At 64.0% G+C, this 17431-nt stretch carries 14 protein-coding genes and 1 pseudogene; 10 read left to right on the forward strand and 5 right to left on the reverse strand.

Annotated elements, in window-relative coordinates; all coding sequences use genetic code 11:
• Window positions 1–131: 131 nt before the first annotated feature.
• The 3 genes from ettA to BN1132_RS00980 all read left to right on the forward strand — a co-directional run bounded on the left by ettA (window position 132) and on the right by BN1132_RS00980 (window position 3639).
• Window positions 132–1562: an energy-dependent translational throttle protein EttA gene (gene ettA / locus BN1132_RS00970; protein WP_042074227.1), complete on the forward strand. Its 1431-nt coding sequence runs from the start codon at window positions 132–134 to the stop codon at window positions 1560–1562.
• A 137-nt stretch (window positions 1563–1699) separates the two neighbouring features.
• Window positions 1700–2029: a hypothetical protein gene (locus BN1132_RS00975; RefSeq protein ID WP_042074228.1), complete on the forward strand. Its 330-nt coding sequence runs from the start codon at window positions 1700–1702 to the stop codon at window positions 2027–2029.
• A gap of 254 nt (window positions 2030–2283) precedes the next feature.
• The gene (locus tag BN1132_RS00980; RefSeq protein ID WP_042074230.1) at window positions 2284–3639 is read left to right on the forward strand and encodes an NCS2 family permease; all 1356 of its coding nucleotides are present in this window, start codon (window positions 2284–2286) and stop codon (window positions 3637–3639) included.
• A 70-nt stretch (window positions 3640–3709) separates the two neighbouring features.
• Here BN1132_RS00980 and djlA read toward each other — a convergent pair whose 3' ends face one another.
• Genes djlA through BN1132_RS00995 form a run of 3 tightly spaced genes read right to left on the reverse strand, consistent with a single transcriptional unit; the run spans window position 3710 to window position 6220 of the window.
• Window positions 3710–4525 carry a co-chaperone DjlA gene (gene djlA, locus BN1132_RS00985; RefSeq protein WP_042074232.1) on the reverse strand — a complete coding sequence of 272 codons (816 nt, stop codon included), beginning with the start codon at window positions 4523–4525 and terminating at the stop codon, window positions 3710–3712.
• Window positions 4526–4544: 19 nt separating this feature from the next.
• Window positions 4545–5213, reverse strand: a complete 669-nt coding sequence (murU, locus tag BN1132_RS00990; protein WP_042074233.1) for an N-acetylmuramate alpha-1-phosphate uridylyltransferase MurU — start codon at window positions 5211–5213, stop codon at window positions 4545–4547.
• On the reverse strand, window positions 5210–6220 hold the full coding sequence (locus BN1132_RS00995) for an aminoglycoside phosphotransferase family protein (protein WP_042074234.1): 1011 nt from the start codon (window positions 6218–6220) through the stop codon (window positions 5210–5212). The genes murU and BN1132_RS00995 overlap by 4 nt, the downstream gene beginning before the upstream one ends.
• A gap of 174 nt (window positions 6221–6394) precedes the next feature.
• Between BN1132_RS00995 and lptD the strand changes: the two genes are divergently transcribed.
• From lptD to BN1132_RS01025, 6 genes are read left to right on the forward strand one after another with little or no spacing between them, the layout of a single operon-like run.
• Window positions 6395–8827 carry an LPS assembly protein LptD gene (gene lptD / locus BN1132_RS01000; protein ID WP_042074236.1) on the forward strand — a complete coding sequence of 811 codons (2433 nt, stop codon included), beginning with the start codon at window positions 6395–6397 and terminating at the stop codon, window positions 8825–8827.
• A 30-nt stretch (window positions 8828–8857) separates the two neighbouring features.
• Window positions 8858–10150, forward strand: a complete 1293-nt coding sequence (gene surA / locus BN1132_RS01005) for a peptidylprolyl isomerase SurA (RefSeq protein ID WP_042074237.1) — start codon at window positions 8858–8860, stop codon at window positions 10148–10150.
• Complete coding sequence (gene pdxA / locus BN1132_RS01010; RefSeq protein WP_042074238.1) at window positions 10150–11145, forward strand: 4-hydroxythreonine-4-phosphate dehydrogenase PdxA; 996 nt, start codon at window positions 10150–10152, stop codon at window positions 11143–11145. Before surA ends, pdxA begins: the two co-directional genes overlap by 1 nt.
• Window positions 11135–11947: a 16S rRNA (adenine(1518)-N(6)/adenine(1519)-N(6))-dimethyltransferase RsmA gene (rsmA, locus tag BN1132_RS01015; protein ID WP_042074239.1), complete on the forward strand. Its 813-nt coding sequence runs from the start codon at window positions 11135–11137 to the stop codon at window positions 11945–11947. The genes pdxA and rsmA overlap by 11 nt, the downstream gene beginning before the upstream one ends.
• Before the next feature lie 4 nt (window positions 11948–11951).
• Complete coding sequence (gene apaG / locus BN1132_RS01020; protein WP_042074240.1) at window positions 11952–12314, forward strand: Co2+/Mg2+ efflux protein ApaG; 363 nt, start codon at window positions 11952–11954, stop codon at window positions 12312–12314.
• Between the two features lie 6 nt (window positions 12315–12320).
• Window positions 12321–13142, forward strand: a complete 822-nt coding sequence (locus tag BN1132_RS01025; RefSeq protein WP_042074242.1) for a symmetrical bis(5'-nucleosyl)-tetraphosphatase — start codon at window positions 12321–12323, stop codon at window positions 13140–13142.
• Window positions 13143–13262: 120 nt separating this feature from the next.
• Here BN1132_RS01025 and BN1132_RS01030 read toward each other — a convergent pair.
• Window positions 13263–13742: pseudogene (locus BN1132_RS01030) on the reverse strand (2TM domain-containing protein).
• Between the two features lie 129 nt (window positions 13743–13871).
• The gene (locus BN1132_RS01035) at window positions 13872–14861 is read right to left on the reverse strand and encodes a luciferase-like monooxygenase (protein WP_042074243.1); all 990 of its coding nucleotides are present in this window, start codon (window positions 14859–14861) and stop codon (window positions 13872–13874) included.
• Window positions 14862–15097: 236 nt separating this feature from the next.
• On the opposite strand from BN1132_RS01035, the gene BN1132_RS01040 reads away from it, so the two are divergent.
• The coding region (locus tag BN1132_RS01040) for a HAMP domain-containing protein (protein WP_042074244.1) at window positions 15098–17431 on the forward strand (2334 nt) is incomplete at its 3' end.

The following is a 17431-nucleotide window of genomic DNA, read 5'->3' on the forward strand; positions in this document are numbered from 1 at the left end:
CCCCCTCCCCATTGGTTTACAATCGACGGGTTTTTTGGAACCGGGTTGACGGCCCGTCGACCCGGCCCCACCACGACATCAGTCTGTTAATGTCACGACATTAAACTGCTGAAAAGGAAGAGAATTAGCCAATGGCTCAATTTATTTACACCATGAACAGGGTCGGCAAGGTAGTGCCGCCCAAGCGTCATATTCTCAAGAACATCTCCCTCTCCTTCTTCCCGGGCGCCAAGATAGGCGTGCTGGGTCTGAACGGCGCCGGTAAATCCACCCTACTGCGCATCATGGCCGGGATCGACACCGAGATCGAAGGGGAAGCCCGCCCGCAGCCCGGCATCAAGATCGGCTACCTGCCCCAGGAGCCCAAGCTGGATCCGGAGCAGACGGTGCGCGAGGCGGTCGAAGAGGCGGTGGGCGAGGTGAAACGCGCCATGGCGCGCCTCGANNTGCTGGACGAACCGACCAACCACCTGGATGCGGAATCCGTGGCCTGGCTGGAGCGCTTCCTGCACGACTACGAGGGCACTGTCGTGGCCATCACCCACGACCGCTACTTCCTCGACAACGTGGCGGGCTGGATCCTGGAGCTGGACCGTGGCGAGGGCATCCCCTGGGAAGGCAACTATTCCTCCTGGCTGGAGCAAAAAGACGCCCGTCTGGCGCAGGAAGCCAGCTCCGAAGCGGCCCGTCGCAAGTCCATCGAGAAGGAGCTGGAGTGGGTTCGCCAGAACCCCAAGGGCCGTCAGGCCAAGTCCAAGGCCCGTATGGCGCGCTTCGAGGAGCTCAACACCAACGACTACCAGAAGCGCAACGAGACCAACGAGCTGTTCATTCCGCCCGGACCCCGCCTCGGCGACAAGGTGGTCGAGGTGGCCAACCTCTGCAAGTCCTATGGCGACCGCCAGCTGATCGACGATCTCTCCTTCTCCATTCCGAAGGGCGCCATCGTCGGCATCATTGGCCCGAACGGTGCCGGTAAATCGACCCTGTTCCGCATGATGTCGGGTCAGGAGCAGCCGGACTCCGGTTCCATCACCCTGGGTGACACCGTGGTGCTGGCCTCGGTGGATCAGTTCCGCGACCAGATGAACGACAAGAAGACGGTGTTCGAGGAAGTCGCCGACGGCCAGGATATCCTGCGCATCGGCAACTACGAGTTCCCGAGCCGCGCCTATATCGGCCGCTTCAACTTCAAGGGTTCCGACCAGCAGAAGCGGGTTGGCGAGCTCTCCGGTGGCGAGCGCGGCCGTCTGCACCTGGCCAAGTTGCTGCAGACCGGCGGCAACGTGCTGCTGCTGGACGAACCGACCAACGATCTGGACATCGAAACCCTGCGCGCCCTGGAGAACGCCCTGCTGGAGTTCCCCGGCTGTGCCATGGTCATCTCCCACGACCGCTGGTTCCTCGACCGCATCGCCACCCACATCCTGGACTACCAGGACGAGGGCAAGATCGAGTTCTTCGAGGGCAACTTCACCGAATACGAAGAGTGGAAGAAGAAGACCTATGGCGCCGAGGCCGTCCAGCCGCGCCGCGCCAAGTACAAGCGCATCGCCAAGTAAAGGGAACGATTGGTGCGGCCCGCCGCACCGCGTCCATTGCGACAAGCGAGCTGCATGTGCGGACAAGGGGAGCCCGGGCTCCCCTTTTTATCGCCTCCGGCTTACAATTCCCCTCCCTACCCTGGCAGCATAGAACCATGACCCAACCCACCACGACCAGACTCACCATCCAGATCCGGATCGAACCCGGCTGTCTGGGTCCGGATGGCAAGCAGCACATCGACACCTTCTGCACCGCGGCCAGCCGGGTCTTTGCCGCCATCGAACCCGGGCGGGTCAGCTGGGTGCTGCTCCCCCGCCACGACAAGCAGTTGCCGGAGCAGGAGTTCCTCATCGAGGGGCGCAAGTTGAGCGAGGCGCAAGCCGGTCTGTTGCTGCAGCGCATGGGCGCGAGTCTGGCTCCCTTGCTGGAGCAGAGCGATGCCGTGCTGAGCCAGCTTATCGAGCGCTACCTGAAGAGCCGTTGATGGCCCCCACAGAGAAGGTTCTATCGAACCCCGTTTTTACCCCTCCAAGGGCAAACGTTTGAATTTTTGCTCTATTCATTGATCCGCCTCGCAGATCCGGGGTTTGTAAACGCCGCCGCCTGTGTGAAAATGTGCGCGCTGTCACGGTATCAGGACGAGTCTGGTCACTTCATCGCCAGAGACAGGGCCCTTCACCCCGCATGGATGGGTGCGGCCCCCTGCTGCTTATTTCACGTTACCCATTGGAATCCAACATGAATCAACCACATCACGCTACCGGGCAGACCGCCAGCCCGGCTGCCGGGCAAGGATTGCTCGAGCGTCTGTTTGCCCTGAAAGGCCACGGCACCACGGCCCGCACCGAGGTCATCGCCGGCATCACCACCTTCCTGACCATGGTCTATATCGTGTTCGTCAACCCGCAGATCCTCTCTGCCGCGGGCATGGACACCCAGGCCGTGTTCGTCACCACCTGCCTCATCGCCGGCATCGGCAGCATCCTGATGGGCCTGCTGGCTAATCTGCCCATCGCCCTGGCACCCGCCATGGGCCTGAACGCCTTCTTCGCCTTCGTGGTGGTGGCCGGCATGGGCTACTCCTGGCAGGTCGGCATGGGCACCATCTTCTGGGGCGCCCTGGGGCTCTTGATCCTCACCCTGCTGCGGGTGCGCTACTGGCTCATCGCCAACATACCGCTCACCCTGCGGGTCGGCATCACCGCCGGCATCGGCCTGCTGATCGCCCTGCTCGGCCTGCACAATGCCGGTATCGTGGTCGCAAGCCCCGCGACCATGGTGACCGTGGGGGACCTCACCTCCCTGCCCTGCCTGCTGGGGCTGCTCGGCTTCTTCCTGATCTGCATCTTCTCCGCCCGCGGCGTCCACTCCGCCGTGCTGATCGCCATCGTGGTCACCACGGCGCTGGGCTGGCTGTTCGGGGATGTCACCTTCAAGGGGTTCGTCTCGGTGCCGCCCAGCATTGCCCCCGTCTTCGGCCAGCTGGATCTGATGGGGTCACTGGACATCAGCCTCGCCGGGATCATCTTCTCCTTTATGCTGGTCAACCTGTTCGACTCTTCCGGCACCCTGATCGGCGTTACCAACCGCGCCAAGCTGGCCGATGACAGGGGCCACTTCCCGCGCATGAAGCAGGCCCTGGTGGTGGACAGCGTGAGCTCCGTCGGCGGCGCCTTTATGGGCACCTCATCTGTCACGGCTTACATCGAGAGCAGCTCAGGCGTCGCCGTGGGCGGTCGGACCGGTCTGACCGCCATCGTGGTCGGCGTGCTGTTCCTGCTGGCCATCTTTTTCTCCCCGGTCGCCGCCATGGTGCCGGCCTACGCCGCCGCCGGCGCCCTTATCTACGTGGGCGTGCTGATGTGCTCCGAGCTGACCCGGGTGAAGTGGGAAGACCTGACCGAGGCGGTGCCGGCCTTCATGACCGCCGTCATGATGCCGTTCAGCTTCTCCATCACCGAGGGGATCGCCGTGGGCTTCATCTCCTACTGCGTGATGAAGGCGGGCACCGGCCGCTGGCGCGAGATCAACCCCTGCGTGCTGGTGGTCGCCCTGCTGTTCGTGCTCAAGTTCGTCTGGGTCGACAGCCACTGATCCCGACCCGCGCAGACAAAAATGCCCGTCATCGACGGGCATTTTTTTATGGACTGGAGTCGGCGAGGACTCAACGGATGCCGCGGGCCTCGCGGATCCATTCCCAGGCCTGCTGGATCTCCTGGGCCTTCTCCTTGGCCATCTCCATCATCTCCGGCGGCAGCCCCTTGGCGGCCAGCTTGTCCGGGTGGTGCTTGCTCATCTCCTTGCGATAGGCGCGCTTGATCTCCTGATCGCTGTCGCTCTCGCTCACCCCCAGCAGCTGGTAGGCGTCCTTGAGGCGGTCCCGGGAAGGGGGCTCCTGCCGGTATTGCTGCCCCTGCCCGCCGCCCTGCTGCTGGCGATGGAAGAAGTTCATCTGGGCCTCGGCCATCGCCAGGATCCGCGCCAGCTCGATGCGGCTGAAACCCAGCTCGTCGGCGATGGTCTGCAGGATGGCGCGCTCGTTGGCCTCCACCTTGCCATCGGCAAAGGCTGCCTGCAGCTGCACCTCGAGGAAGAAGCGCAGGATGTCCCGCTGCCCCTGGCTCGCCTGGCGAAACTCCGCCAGGGTGTCCCGCAGCGGGAAGTCGCTCTCCTTGCCCTGACGGAAGGACTCCTGGGCCCGCACCCGCTGCTCGCCAGAAAGGCGCATCCTGTCCATCAGGTTGGAGGCGACCCGGATCTCGTGCTCCGTGACCTGGCCGCTCGCCTTGGCGATGTGGCCCATGACGGCGAAAGTGGCGTGGAAGAAGACCGCCTGTTGCTGCTGGCTGGGGGCGCGGCGGAAACTCATGCCCATGCCCCGATCGAAACGGTGGCCTATCCAGAGGCCGAGCAGGGCACCGAAGATGTTGCCGAGCAGAAAACCGAAGAAGGCGCCAAGCACCTTACCCCAAATACGCATGGTTCAAGACCTCGTGATGTTAGTGAGTGCCGGCAAGCAGTTGCTCATCCAGCGCGCGCAGCCGCTCCACGGTGCCGATGTCGCGCCACTCGCCGGCGAGCAGGCTGCCGCCGACCCGGCCTTGCGCCATCCAGTCGCGTAGCAGGGGCGCCAGCTTGCGGGCGCCAGAGGGGAGGCCGGCAAAGGCAGAGGGGTGGTAGAGGCCCACGCCGCTGAAGGTGAGGGCAGGTGCGTCCAGCACTCTCCCCCCTTGCAAGGAGAAGTCCCCCTGCGGGTGCTGGGGTGGATTGGGCACCAGCCAGAGGTGGGCCAGATCCTCCCCCAGGGGCTGGCGCACCAGGGTGGCATAGTCGGCATCTATCCAGGTGTCGCCGTTGATCACCAGGAAGGGGTCGCTGCCGAGCAACGGCAGCGCCTGCACTATGCCGCCTGCGGTCTCGAGCGCGCTCTCCTCTGCCGACCAGCGGATAGCCACGCCGTACTGACTGCCATCGCCGAGGGCTTCCACCAGCTTGTGGCCGAGCCAGGCGTGGTTGATGACGAGCTCGCTTACCCCGGCGCTCTTGAGCTTCTCGATGTGGTGCACGATGAGCGGCTTGCCCCCCACCGCCAGCAGCGGCTTGGGCAGGCTGTCGGTGAGCGGGCGCATCCGCTCGCCGCGACCGGCGGCCAGGATCATCGCCTTCATGACGCCACTCCGGTGCGGGCCAGCCCGGGCAGTACCACCTGCTCCAGCCACTGGCCAAAGCGGGCCAGCACCGGGTAGGTCGCGCCATGGGTGTGGCAGACATCCACCACATAGCCCAGGGTACGGGGGATGTCCTTGAGGTAGCCGGCTTTGCCGTCGCGATGGCAGAGGCGGGTGAAGATCCCCGCCGCCTTGAGGTGGCGCTGCATGCCGGTGAGGTCGGCGTGGCGGCGGAAGCTGGCATAGTCGAGCCCGCCGAGCAGCCCCGCCTGGCTCAGCACCTCGAAGCCATGACTCATGCCCTGCTCGATGACCTCGTCAGGCCAGCGCACGTAGCAGTCTTTCAGCAGGGAGACCAGGTCGTAGCTGAGCGGCCCCGTGACCATGTCCTGGAAGTCGATGATGGCGAGTTCGCTCTCGCCCGGGGTCTGCCCACCACACACCATCAGGTTGCGGCTGTGGAAGTCCCGGTGCATCACCCCCTGGGGCTGGGCCAGGTTGTTCGCGGTGAGGCAGGCGAAGGTCTCCGCCAGCAGTTGCTCTTCCTGGGCGCTCAGCGTCAACTGCAGGTGGTGGCCCAGCAGCCACTCGGGGAAGATGGCGTTCTCCCGCGCCATGAAGGCCTCATCGAAGGGCTCGAGCGCCAGCGCGACCGCCCCCAGTCTCGGCAGCAGGGCGATGGCCTTGCCGTACCAGGCCAGCACGTTGTCATCGTTCAGGCAGCCGATGAGCTGGGTATCCCCGAGATCCGTCACCGCCAGCAGCCCCTGCTCGTAGTCCACCACCCTCACCTCGGGCGCCAGCAGCCCAACGGCATGCAGGGCGGCCGCATTGCGAACGAATTCATGATTTTTTTCGGTTTTCGGATTAGCATCCACCCACACCAGACCGCCACCACGGAAGTAGCGGCGAAAACTGGCGTCACCGGAAATGAGGGTCAACGGGAGGTTGGCGTCACCGGAAATCCGGCGTGCCCATTGCAAAAGCAGGGAAGCGCGATCGTGCATGAGTCGGGAACCAAATTGGAAAGCAGCACTTGGCTGTTAGCCCTGGCCGCAATAATGCTTTATCATTGCCGGCTAACATAAAGCAATGACATGCAATGTCAACTCGATGGATCCTGACATAAAATGCATGCCCTGAATCAACCGTTTTTACTACGGATTGCGCGAGCCTTTCACATGACAAAATGGACACTGGGGTACTCCTGTCCCATCGCCCTGACCATCAGCCTTGTTCCTGCCCTGAGTCCGCTCATGGTCCAGGCAGCGCCACTCAATGCGCCACCCGCCACCGGGATCCTCGACAGCCTCTGCTATGACTATGTGCCCAAGATAGAGAAACCCAGCGCAAACGAGGACGCCAACGCCCTGCCCGTCGAGGTGGATGCCGATCGCCTGGAAGCCAAGCAGGGCGAGACTGCCGTCTACGAGGGTGACGTCAAGGTGCGGCAGGGCGTGCGCAAATTCGACTCCGATTATGCCCAGCTGGACCAGAAGAGCCGGGATGTCATCGCCATCGGCAACATCTATTACAACGACGGCCAGATCACGGTCACCAGCGACAAGACCCTCAAGTCCAACCTGGACACCAAGAACTCCGAACTGGAGGAGGGCAAGTATCAGGTTCATGGCTCACCGGTACGCGGCTTCGCCGAGAAGGTGACCATGACCAACAACAACCAGAACATCACCCTGGAGGGCGCCCAGTACACCACCTGCCCGCCGGGTCAGGAAGCCTGGACCCTGAAGGCAGGCAGCATCGACATCGACCAGTCGGAGGTGTTCGGGGAAGCCTGGAATGCCAGCCTCTGGCTCTATGACTACCCGGTCTTCTATTTCCCCTACATCAACTTCCCCATCAAGGACGAGCGCAAGACCGGTCTGCTCTACCCCGGCTATACCCAGAGCTCCAAGAACGGCATGGACATCACCCAGCCGTTCTACTGGAACATAGCGCCGAACTACGATGCCACCATCACCTCCCGCTTCATGGACAGACGGGGCCTGATGGAACAGGTCGAGTTCCGCTACATGCCGGATCCGGCCCATACCGGCAGCCTCTACTTCGAGAACCTCGCGGACGACAAGCAGTACGACGAGACGGACAGCCTCAACGACTACCTGTCCGATGGGCACCGCTACCTGCTGAACGCCCGCCACACCTCCAGGTTCCTGGACAACGCCCTGCAGGTGTCGGTGGACTACACCAAGGTGCGAGATCAGGATTACAACTACTTCAACGACTTCTCCCCCAAGGTGGGGACCCAGGTCGACAACCAGCTGCAGCAGTCCCTGAAGGCCGGCTACTTCCAGCAGAACTGGAACCTCAACGCCGAGGTGCGGACCTACCAGATCCTGCTGGCCAGCGCCCAGCAGCCCCACGAGCTGATGCCACGCATCAACCACAACTACTACCAGCAGGGCAACTGGTACGATCTGGCCTGGAACACAGAGCTCACCAACTTCGGTTACAACAACGACCAGGCCGTCGAGCAGAACAAGGGGGAGGCCTACACCGGCACCCGCTTCTACACGGCCCCGACCCTGACCATCCCCCTGGTGGACGAAGCCGGTTACTTCCTCGACAGCCAGTACAAGCTGATGTACACCCGTTACGATCAGACGGTGCCTGACAACATGAGCAGCACCTTCACAAACCGCTTTACCCCGCGAGAAGGGGGAGACGTCACCCTGGAAGAAGGCGTCATCACCCGGGTGCTGCCCTCGTTCCGCCTCAAGGGCGGCATGACCTTCGAGCGCGACCAGCAGTGGTTCGGGGAAGGGGCCAACCAGACCCTGGAGCCGGAGTTCCAGTACCTCTATGTGCCCTACAAGGATCAGGACAACATAGGCGTCTATGACTCCACCACCATGCGCCAGGACTACTACAGCCTGTTCAGCGATCGCCGCTACGCCGGTCTTGACCGGATCAGCGACTCCAACCGGCTCTCAGTGGGGGTCACCACCCGCATCTATGATCCGGCCGGGGATGAACGAATCCGGCTGGCCGTTGCCCAAGCCTTCGACTTCGTGGCCCCCAGGGTCAAGCTCTACAGCAGCGACGAGCTGAGCACCAATACCCGCTCGCCGCTGTCGTTCGAGGGGGACGCCAAGATCAACGAGCAGTGGTATGCCCATGCCGGGGCGCAATATGATGTGGAGCAGCGCCAGATAAGCTCCGCCAACAGCGCCCTGGAATATCGCCACGAGAAGCTGATCAGCCAGTTGAACCACCGCTTCGTGCGGGACGCCAACTACGACCTGGACCACAAGGGCCAGGTGACGGATCTCAACCAGATAGGCCTGCTGCTGACCACGCCGCTGAACAACCAGTGGCATCTCTACGGAGGCTACTATCAGGAGCTCGACCAGAACGTCAAAGTGGACCGCAAGGTGGGCCTGAAGTACGACTCCTGCTGCTGGAGCATCAACTTCAACCTGGAGTGGGTCAATACGCCAGACAACGTGAACATGGCCCCGACGTCCGAGCGCAGCCTCGGCATTCAATTTGAAATGAAAGGATTGGGTAGCGTGGGTACCGGCTCCAAGGGCACGTCCCTGGACACCGAAGCACTGCCTTACATTCGTCCGTTTAACCTGCGAGACCAGTAACGGGTCTGGCAAACGCCTTGAGAGATGGATATGAAGAAGACGTTGATTTCCCTGCTGACCGCAGGCCTGTTCGGTGTCATGAGCCAGGGCGCCCTCGCCGCGCCCGAGCTGGTGGACAAGGTGCTGGCCGTGGTCAACAAGGACGTGGTGCTGGCCAGTCAGCAGGAGGCCCTGGTGCAGAAGGTGAAGGCCTCCGCCCAGGAGAGCGGCCAGTCCCTGCCCGATGACGTCACCCTGCGCAAGCAGGCGCTGGATCGCCTGATCCAGGAGAGCCTGCAACTGCAACTGGCGGAGCGCCAGGGGCTCAAGATCAGTGACACCCAGCTGGAGCAGGCTATCCAGAGCATCGCCGCCGACAACAAGATGACCCTGGAGCAGCTGCGTGCCCAGCTCGAACGGGAGGGGCTGACCTATGCCCAGTACCGGGAAGAGGTACGCCGCGAGATCCTGATGAACGAGGTGCGCCGCAGCCAGGTGCGCCGCCGCATCAACATCTCCGAGCAGGAGGTGAAGCAGGTGGTCGAGGCGCTGGGCAAGCAGGGCCAGCAGCAGACCGAGTACCACATCGGCCACATCCAGGTTGCCCTGCCGGACAACCCGAGCGCCGAGCAGCTCAACGCCGCCAAGGCCAAGATCGAACGCATCCTGGCCGCCCTGAAAGAGGGGGCGGACTTCCGCAAGCTGGCCATCGCCGAGAGTAACGGTCCCAAGGCCCTGGAAGGGGGTGACTGGGGCTGGATGAGCCAGCAGGAGATGCCCACCCTCATGGCGGAGGCGGTACAGGGCGCCAAGAAGGGCGACATCGTCGGCCCGCTGCGCTCCGGCGCCGGTCTGCACATCGTCAAGATCTTCGACACCAAGGGTCAGCAGCAGGTGATGCAGACCGAGGTGAAGGCGCGCCACATCCTGATCAAGCCCTCCATCATCCTGAGCGAGGAGAAGGCCAAGGGCACCCTGGACGGCATACTGCACGACATCAAGAGCGGCAAGGCCAGCTTCGCCAGCATGGCGGAGAAGTACTCCGAGGATCCGGGCTCCGCGGTGCAGGGCGGCGAACTGGGCTGGTCCGATCCCAACGTCTATGTGCCGGAGTTCCGCGACATGGTCAATCGCCTGCAACCCGGCCAGATCAGCGAACCCTTCCGCACCACCCACGGCTGGCACATAGTGCAGCTCGAGGATCGTCGCAGCCAGGACGCCACCGGCAAGGCCCAGGAGCAGCGCGCCTACCAGCTCATCTTCAACCGCCGCTTCACCGAAGAGTCCCAGGCCTGGCTGGATGAACTGCGCGACGAAGCCTACATCCAGATAGAACCGAACTGATGAACTGCCATCGTCTTGCCATCACCCCGGGTGAACCGGCGGGCATAGGCCCGGATCTGGTGCTGCACATCGCCCAGCGGGCGTGGCCCCACCAGCTGGTGGTGATCGCCGACCCGGCCCTGCTGCGCGAGCGGGCCGGATTGCTGGGGCTCGCCATCGAGCTGGAACCCTACGATCCCTGCGCCCCTGCCCGCCCGCAGCGGGCGGGCACCCTGACGGTCTGTCCGGTTTCCCTCGGTGCCCCCGTGGTGCCGGGTGAGCTGAACGAGGGCAACGGCGCCTATGTGCTGGCCACCCTGCAGCGCGCCTGCGACGGCAACCTGAGCGGCGAGTTTGCCGCCGTGGTGACCGGGCCGGTGCACAAGGGGATCATCAACCAGGCAGGGGTGTCGTTCAGCGGCCACACCGAATTCTTCGCCCAGCAGTCCGACACCGCCGACGTGGTGATGCTGCTGGCCACCGAAGGGTTGCGGGTGGCGCTCGCGACCACCCATATCCCGCTGGCCTACGTGGCCATGGCCATCACAGAGGAGCGCCTCGGCAAGGTGATCCGCATCCTGGATGCGGATCTCAAGGGCAAGTTCGGCATAGAACACCCCCGGATCTACGTCTGCGGCCTCAATCCCCACGCCGGGGAAGGGGGCCATCTCGGCCGGGAGGAGATCGACGTGATCGAACCCGCCCTGGCCGGCCTGCGCCAGGAGGGGATCGATCTGGTCGGTCCGCTGCCCGCCGATACCCTGTTCCAGGACAAATACCTCAAGGATGCGGATGCGGTACTCGCCATGTACCACGACCAGGGGTTGCCCGTGCTCAAATACAAGGGCTTTGGCAACTCGGTCAACATCACCCTCGGACTTCCCTTCATCCGTACCTCGGTGGATCACGGCACCGCGCTGGATCTGGCAGGCAAGGGCCTCGCCGATTCCGGTAGCCTGATCACCGCGATCAACCACGCCATCCAGATGGTAGAGAAAAAAAGATATGAGCAGTAAGGTGCACATGGGCCACACGGCCCGTAAGCGTTTCGGTCAGAACTTCTTGCACGACCGTTACGTGATCGACCAGATAGTGGCCGCCATCAACCCGCAGCCGGGCCAGAACCTGGTGGAGATCGGGCCGGGTCTGGCGGCGCTGACCGAGCCGGTCGCCGCCCAGATGGACAAGATGACGGTGGTCGAGCTGGACCGGGATCTGGCGGCGCGCCTGCGCGAGCATCCCACTCTTAAAGACAAATTAACTGTGATCGAGGCCGACGCCATGCGCTTCGACTTCGCGACCCTGATGGGAGAAGGCAAGGGGCCGCTTCGCATCTTCGGCAACCTGCCCTACAACATCTCCACCCCGCTCATCTTCCACCTGTGCGAGTTCGCCGATCGGGTCGAAGACATGCACTTCATGCTGCAAAAGGAAGTGGTGCTGCGTCTGGCCGCAGGTCCCGGCAGCAAGGCCTATGGCCGTCTGAGCGTGATGACCCAGTACTACTGCCAGGTGATCCCTGTGCTGGAAGTCGGCCCGGGCGCCTTCAAGCCGGCCCCCAAGGTGGACTCCGCCGTGGTGCGCCTGGTGCCGCACAAGAACCCGACCATCGTCGCCAAGGACATCCGCTGCCTGAACCGGGTCTGCACCGAGGGCTTCGGCCAGCGTCGCAAGACCATTCGCAACAGCTTCGCCAACTTCATCACCGACGCCCAGCTGACCGAGCTCGGGATCGATGGCAACCTGCGCCCGGAGAACCTCTCCCTCGAGCAGTTCGTCACGATCGCCAACTGGCTGGCCGATCAGCAGCAGGCCTGATCCCATGGCCACCCCCCGGATAGTGGTTCGCCCGCACCCCAGCTATGTGGCGGGCACCCAGGATCCCTACCATTTTCTCTACCTCATCGAGATAGAGAATCTGGGGCCGGGGACCGTGCAACTGCTGCATCGACGCTGGCTCATCACGGATGCCAATGGCAAGATGCAGGAAGTAGAGGGGCCCGGGGTCGTCGGTGAACAACCCCTGATCGCCCCCGGCGAGACCTTCACCTACCAGAGTGGCGTCCCCCTCGCCACTCCGCTCGGCGTGATGGAAGGCAGCTATATCCTGCAGGATGAATCGGGGCAACGATTCGAGGCCCCCATAGCCCCCTTCACGCTGGCCGTTCCCAACATTATCAACTGAGGTTTCATGGCGAACTGTTTCGTCGGTGATATCCAGGGCTGCTACGACGATTTGCGCCGTCTGCTGGATCTTGCCGAGTTCGACTTCGATAACGACACACTCTGGCTGTGCGGCGATCTCGTCGCCCGCGGACCGGACTCTCTCAACACCCTGCGTTTCGTCAAATCACTGGGACAGCAGGCCGTGACCGTGCTCGGCAACCATGACCTGCACCTGCTGGCGGTCGTCCACGGGGTCGCCCCGCTCAAGAAGAAGGACAAGCTGCAGGAGCTGATGGAGGCGCCGGATCGGGAAGATCTGCTGGAATGGCTGCGCCACCGCCCGCTGCTGGCGGAGCACCCGGATCTGCCCATCATGATGATCCACGCCGGCCTCTCCCCCGCCTGGGATGCCCACACCGCCCGCAGCTGTGCCCGGGAAGTAGAAACCCTGCTGCGCGGGGATCAGTACAGCTGGCTGCTGCACAACATGTATGGCGATCTGCCGGACAGCTGGAACGACAGTCTGGTGGGGATAGAGCGTTACCGTTACATCATCAACAGCTTCACCCGCATGCGGTTCTGCTACTTCGATGGCCGGCTCGACTTCAAGTGCAAGAAGGGCCCCAAGGAGTCCACACCAGGCCTGCGCCCCTGGTTCGAGCAGCGCGAGCACCACGACGACGACCCCATACTGGTGTTCGGCCACTGGGCGGCGCTGATGGGCAAGACCGGCAAGGACGACATCAAGGGGCTGGACACCGGCTGCGTCTGGGGCAACAGCCTCACGATGTGGCGCTACGAGGATGACGCCCTGATAGCGACCCCCTGCCCGGCCTACGCCAAGTGAACATGACGACCTAGCAGCGACCCCCTGCCCCGCCTATGCCAAGTGAGGCAAGGAACAGGGATGGGAAATAAAACGGGCCCGGCATTGCCGGGCCCGCTCTTTATGGGATAGAGAAACACCTCACAGCCTGCGCCCCAGCCGTTTCTCCACCTGACGTCGCTCCCATTCCGGCCCGAGCAGCCTGAACGGCTGGAACAGGTTGATGGCGTGGGACATCAGCCCCAGGCCCCAACCCAGCATGGGCCATCAGGCCCAGATATGGTCCGGGTTGCTCAGGTAGTTGATGACGAACAGGCCCGTCATCACCAGCACATAGCTGATGAGGTGGCCGTAGAAGCCCTTGAGCCCCTCGACAAACTTCATCGCCTCCCGCTCATCCCTGGCCAGGTCCACCCCACCCTCTGTCTCATTCCCTTTCATCTCGCTCTCCTGCAGTTGAGTCACATCGAGCTCAAAGACGGAGGCCAGGGCCTTGAGGGATTCCAGTCCGGGTTGCTGCCCCTGCTCGATCCGCTGAATGGTGCGAACGCTCAGGCCGGTAAAGGCGGCCAACTGCTCCTGTGACCAGCCCCGCTGCAATCTCAATTTCCTGACTATCATCATCGGCTCCTCGTGATATTGGACAGGGCCAGCATAGGGTCGAGTGGCAACAGGCGACACGACAGAGGCCTGACAGCAATCTGACTATCGTTTTAAACCAATGGCTTATATATCATCCCGCCGTTTGGTTCAGAGGCTCTGCATCAGCTCGGCGCCGAGCTCGAACGAGCGCAGCCTCGCCTGGTGATCGACGATGGGGCCGTTGAACATCAGCTCGTCGGCACCGGTCTCGGCCAGCAGGGCCTTGAGACCGTGGCGCACCCGATCCGGATCCCCCACCAGGGAGCGGGCCAGGGTCTGCTCCATGGCCATCAGCTCGCGGGCAGACCACTCCTCCCCCAGATCCTGCACCGGCAGCGGCAGCTTGCCGGCATCGCCGCGATAGAGCCGCAGGAACTGCTGCTGCAAGGTGGTGAACAGGAAGCGCGCCTCCCGATCGCTGTCGGCGGCGATCAGGTTGACGCAGACCACGGCATAAGGCCTGGGCCAGCGCGCCGAGGGGCGGTACTGGGTGCGGTAGAGCTCCAGCGCCTGCAGCAGCAAGCCGGGCGCGAAGTGGGAGGCGAAGCCGAACGGCAGCCCCATGGCCGCCGCCAGCTGGGCGCTATAGAGGCTGGAGCCCAGCAGCCAGATCGGCACGTGCAGCCCCTGACCGGGCACCGCCTGCACGGCGCCAATCTTGTCCCCAAAGTAGCCCATCAACTCGCGCACATCCGCCGGAAAATCGTCCACCTCGCCGCTGCGCTGGCGGCGCAGCGCCTGCATGGTGCGCTGATCGGTGCCGGGGGCCCGCCCCAGCCCGAGATCGATCCGATCCGGATAGAGGGAACATAGCGTGCCGAACTGCTCGGCGATGACCAGCGGCGAGTGGTTTGGCAGCATGATGCCGCCCGCCCCGAGCCGCAGGGTGTTGGTGCCGCCGGCCAGGTGGCCGATGAGCACGGCGGTGGCGGCGCTGGCGATCCCCGGCATGTTGTGATGCTCCGCCAGCCAGTAGCGGTGATAGCCCCAGCGCTCCGCATGGCGGGCCAGATCCAGCGAATGGCGGAACGACTCGGCCGGCAAGGCGCCTTCGGGCACGGGCACCAGATCCAGCACGGAATAGGGAACGACAGACATGGGACACTCCATTGATTCACAGGCCATTTGCCAGTGGAGCAATGTAGCACGAGATATCTGAATGAATCACGTGACCACAGGAGTGTGCCGGACTGGGCACCCTCTCCCGTCCGAATCTCAGACTCAGGATGCACGCCGTCCTCACACACCACCCGATCAGGCCCTATGCTTTTTGTCATCCTGCGAGCACACTCTCAGGAGATCATCACGGCGATCGCCGGGACAAGGACAGGTCCATGACAACAGCACGCCTCAGTCGAAAACCCTTTTACGTACACATTGCCACCCTCTTCATTCTGCTCTTCTCCCTGCTGGGAGGGGCCCTCATCGTGCTGCAGTTCCAGCAGGGCATGCGGCAGGGGCTGGAGCACGAACGACAGAGCTTCCAGCACTACCGGGAGCAGCTGGCGCTCGCCTTCAAGCTGAACCAGCGCCCGGCGCACATGTCACTGAGCCTCCTGCGCAGCGGCCAGCTGGCCGCCATGACCAGCCTGGAGGAGCGGCTCGCCTATCTGCCCCAACTGGCCGAAGTGCTGGCAAACAGCGCCAGCTATGGCGCCATTTATGCCGGTTACGAGAACGGCGACTTCTTCCTGGTGCGCAAGCTGACCGAGCGGGCAAAGGGGGCGCTGGACAACCCGCCGCCCGAGAGCCGCCTGCTGGTCCAGAGCCTGAGCCAGGGCCGGGGGGAGTTTCTCTATTTTGACCAGCGGCAGCGGCTGCTGGAGCGGCGTCCCATGCCGGACTACCGTTTCGATCCCCGCGACCGCGGCTGGTACAAGCAGGCACGCTGGAGCACCGGCATCATAGTGACCCATCCCTATCTCTTCTTCACCACCCGGGAGCCGGGCATGACGCTGGCGGTGGAGAGCGATGATCGCCGGGCGGTGATCGGGCTGGACGCCGGCGTGGAGGGGCTCTCCTCCCTCATCGGTGAGCTGCCTCTTCCCAGCCACAGCCAGCTGGTGCTGTTCGACGAGGCCGGCACCCTGCTGGCAACGGATCCCGAGCGGTTGCCCAGCTTCGACCAGCTGAGCCGCCTGCCCATGCTGTCGGCGCTCCAGCACCCGATCCTCACCAAGCTGCAACAGGAGATGGCCACCCAGCCCACCCTGCTGCACCAGCCCGCCGAGCTGACGCTGAACGATGGCAATGGCTCCGACTGGCTCGTCAACCTCTCGGCCCTCGGGGAGGGATCTCCCTTCTACCTCGCCCTGCTGGTGCCGGTGGAGGTGCTGACCGCGCCGGCCCGTCAGGATGCCCTGCGCAACCTGGCCTGGGCATGTGCCGGCTTGCTCCTGCTGCTGCCCGTCATCTGGCTGGCGGCGCGGCGCACGGCCACCCCCCTGCTGGCACTGACCCAGGAGGCCGAGCGGATCCAGCATTTCGACTTCGGCGAGAGCGAGGGCCCGGACTCGGCGATCCGGGAGATAGACGACCTGGCCCGCGCCATGTCCAGCATGCGCCTGACCCTGGGCAACTTCATGAACATGGGGCGGGCACTGACGGCCGAACACCGCTTCGACTCCCTGCTCAACCGCATCCTGCACGAGACGGTGGCGGCGGCCCAGGCAGAAGGGGGTTGTCTCTACCTGGCGAAGGAGAAACAGATGCAGGCCGTGCAGGCCATCTGGCAGTCGCAGCCGCTGGCCTGTGAACGGGTGCACTGGCAGACGGCGCTGCTCGGCGGACTCTACCACACGGATCGCCTCAGCCTGCCCCTCGATGAGGAGCAGTGGTCCCGCTACCTCGCCGACTGGGGTCCCTTCCCCGGCCCACGCCAACTGCTGGCCGAGCCCCTGTACAACCATCGCCAGGAGCTGATCGGCTGCCTGTTGCTGGTGCTGCCGGACTGTGCCCCCCGGGAGCTGGCATCGCGCATCAGCCTCATCGAGGCGCTGGCCGGCATGTCGGCCTCCGCCATCGAAAACCAGCGCCTGCTGGAGGAGCAGAAGCAGCTGCTGGAGGCCTTCATCGAACTGATCGCGGGAGCCATCGACGCCAAGAGCCCCTATACCGGCGGCCACTGCCAGCGCGTGCCCGAGCTGACCCGGATGCTGACACAGGCCGCCTGCGATCAGCAGCAAGGCCCCTTCAAGGACTTTCGCCTCGACGACGAGGAGTGGGAGGCCATCCATATCGCGAGCTGGCTGCACGACTGCGGCAAGGTCACCACCCCGGAGTTCGTGGTGGACAAGGCCACCAAGCTGGAGACCATCTACGACAGGATCCACGAGATCCGCACCCGCTTCGAGGTGCTCAAGCGCGACGCCCATATCGACGCGCTGGCGGCCCGGCTGCCGGCATCGGAGCGGCAGGCGGCCGAGGAGGAGGCCGGCCCGCGCTGGCACGCCCTGGACGAGGAGTTCGCCTTCGTCGCCGAATGCAATCTGGGTGGGGAGTGGATGGCACCGGAGAAGCTGGAGCGACTCGCGACCATCGCCAACCGCACCTGGCTGCGCACCTTGGACGACAGGCTGGGCATCAGCCAGGAGGAGCTCAGGCGCCACCCCGGCCCCTCCCCCCTGCCCTGCCGCGAGACGCTGCTCGCCGACAAGCCGGTTCACCTG

The organism is Aeromonas sanarellii (assembly GCF_000820085.1).
In the GTDB taxonomy this organism is placed as follows: Bacteria; Pseudomonadota; Gammaproteobacteria; order Enterobacterales; family Aeromonadaceae; genus Aeromonas; species Aeromonas sanarellii.

What these genes read in the sequence shown, in the direction of transcription:
- BN1132_RS00975 (WP_042074228.1), top strand. Translation starts at nt 1,700, where the DNA reads ATGACCCAACCCACCACGACCAGACTCACCATCCAGATCCGGATCGAA.
- BN1132_RS00980 (WP_042074230.1), top strand. Translation starts at nt 2,284, where the DNA reads ATGAATCAACCACATCACGCTACCGGGCAGACCGCCAGCCCGGCTGCC.
- djlA (WP_042074232.1), bottom strand. Translation starts at nt 4,525, where the DNA reads ATGCGTATTTGGGGTAAGGTGCTTGGCGCCTTCTTCGGTTTTCTGCTC.
- murU (WP_042074233.1), bottom strand. Translation starts at nt 5,213, where the DNA reads ATGAAGGCGATGATCCTGGCCGCCGGTCGCGGCGAGCGGATGCGCCCG.
- BN1132_RS00995 (WP_042074234.1), bottom strand. Translation starts at nt 6,220, where the DNA reads ATGCACGATCGCGCTTCCCTGCTTTTGCAATGGGCACGCCGGATTTCC.
- lptD (WP_042074236.1), top strand. Translation starts at nt 6,395, where the DNA reads ATGACAAAATGGACACTGGGGTACTCCTGTCCCATCGCCCTGACCATC.
- surA (WP_042074237.1), top strand. Translation starts at nt 8,858, where the DNA reads ATGAAGAAGACGTTGATTTCCCTGCTGACCGCAGGCCTGTTCGGTGTC.
- pdxA (WP_042074238.1), top strand. Translation starts at nt 10,150, where the DNA reads ATGAACTGCCATCGTCTTGCCATCACCCCGGGTGAACCGGCGGGCATA.
- rsmA (WP_042074239.1), top strand. Translation starts at nt 11,135, where the DNA reads ATGAGCAGTAAGGTGCACATGGGCCACACGGCCCGTAAGCGTTTCGGT.
- apaG (WP_042074240.1), top strand. Translation starts at nt 11,952, where the DNA reads ATGGCCACCCCCCGGATAGTGGTTCGCCCGCACCCCAGCTATGTGGCG.
- BN1132_RS01025 (WP_042074242.1), top strand. Translation starts at nt 12,321, where the DNA reads ATGGCGAACTGTTTCGTCGGTGATATCCAGGGCTGCTACGACGATTTG.
- BN1132_RS01035 (WP_042074243.1), bottom strand. Translation starts at nt 14,861, where the DNA reads ATGTCTGTCGTTCCCTATTCCGTGCTGGATCTGGTGCCCGTGCCCGAA.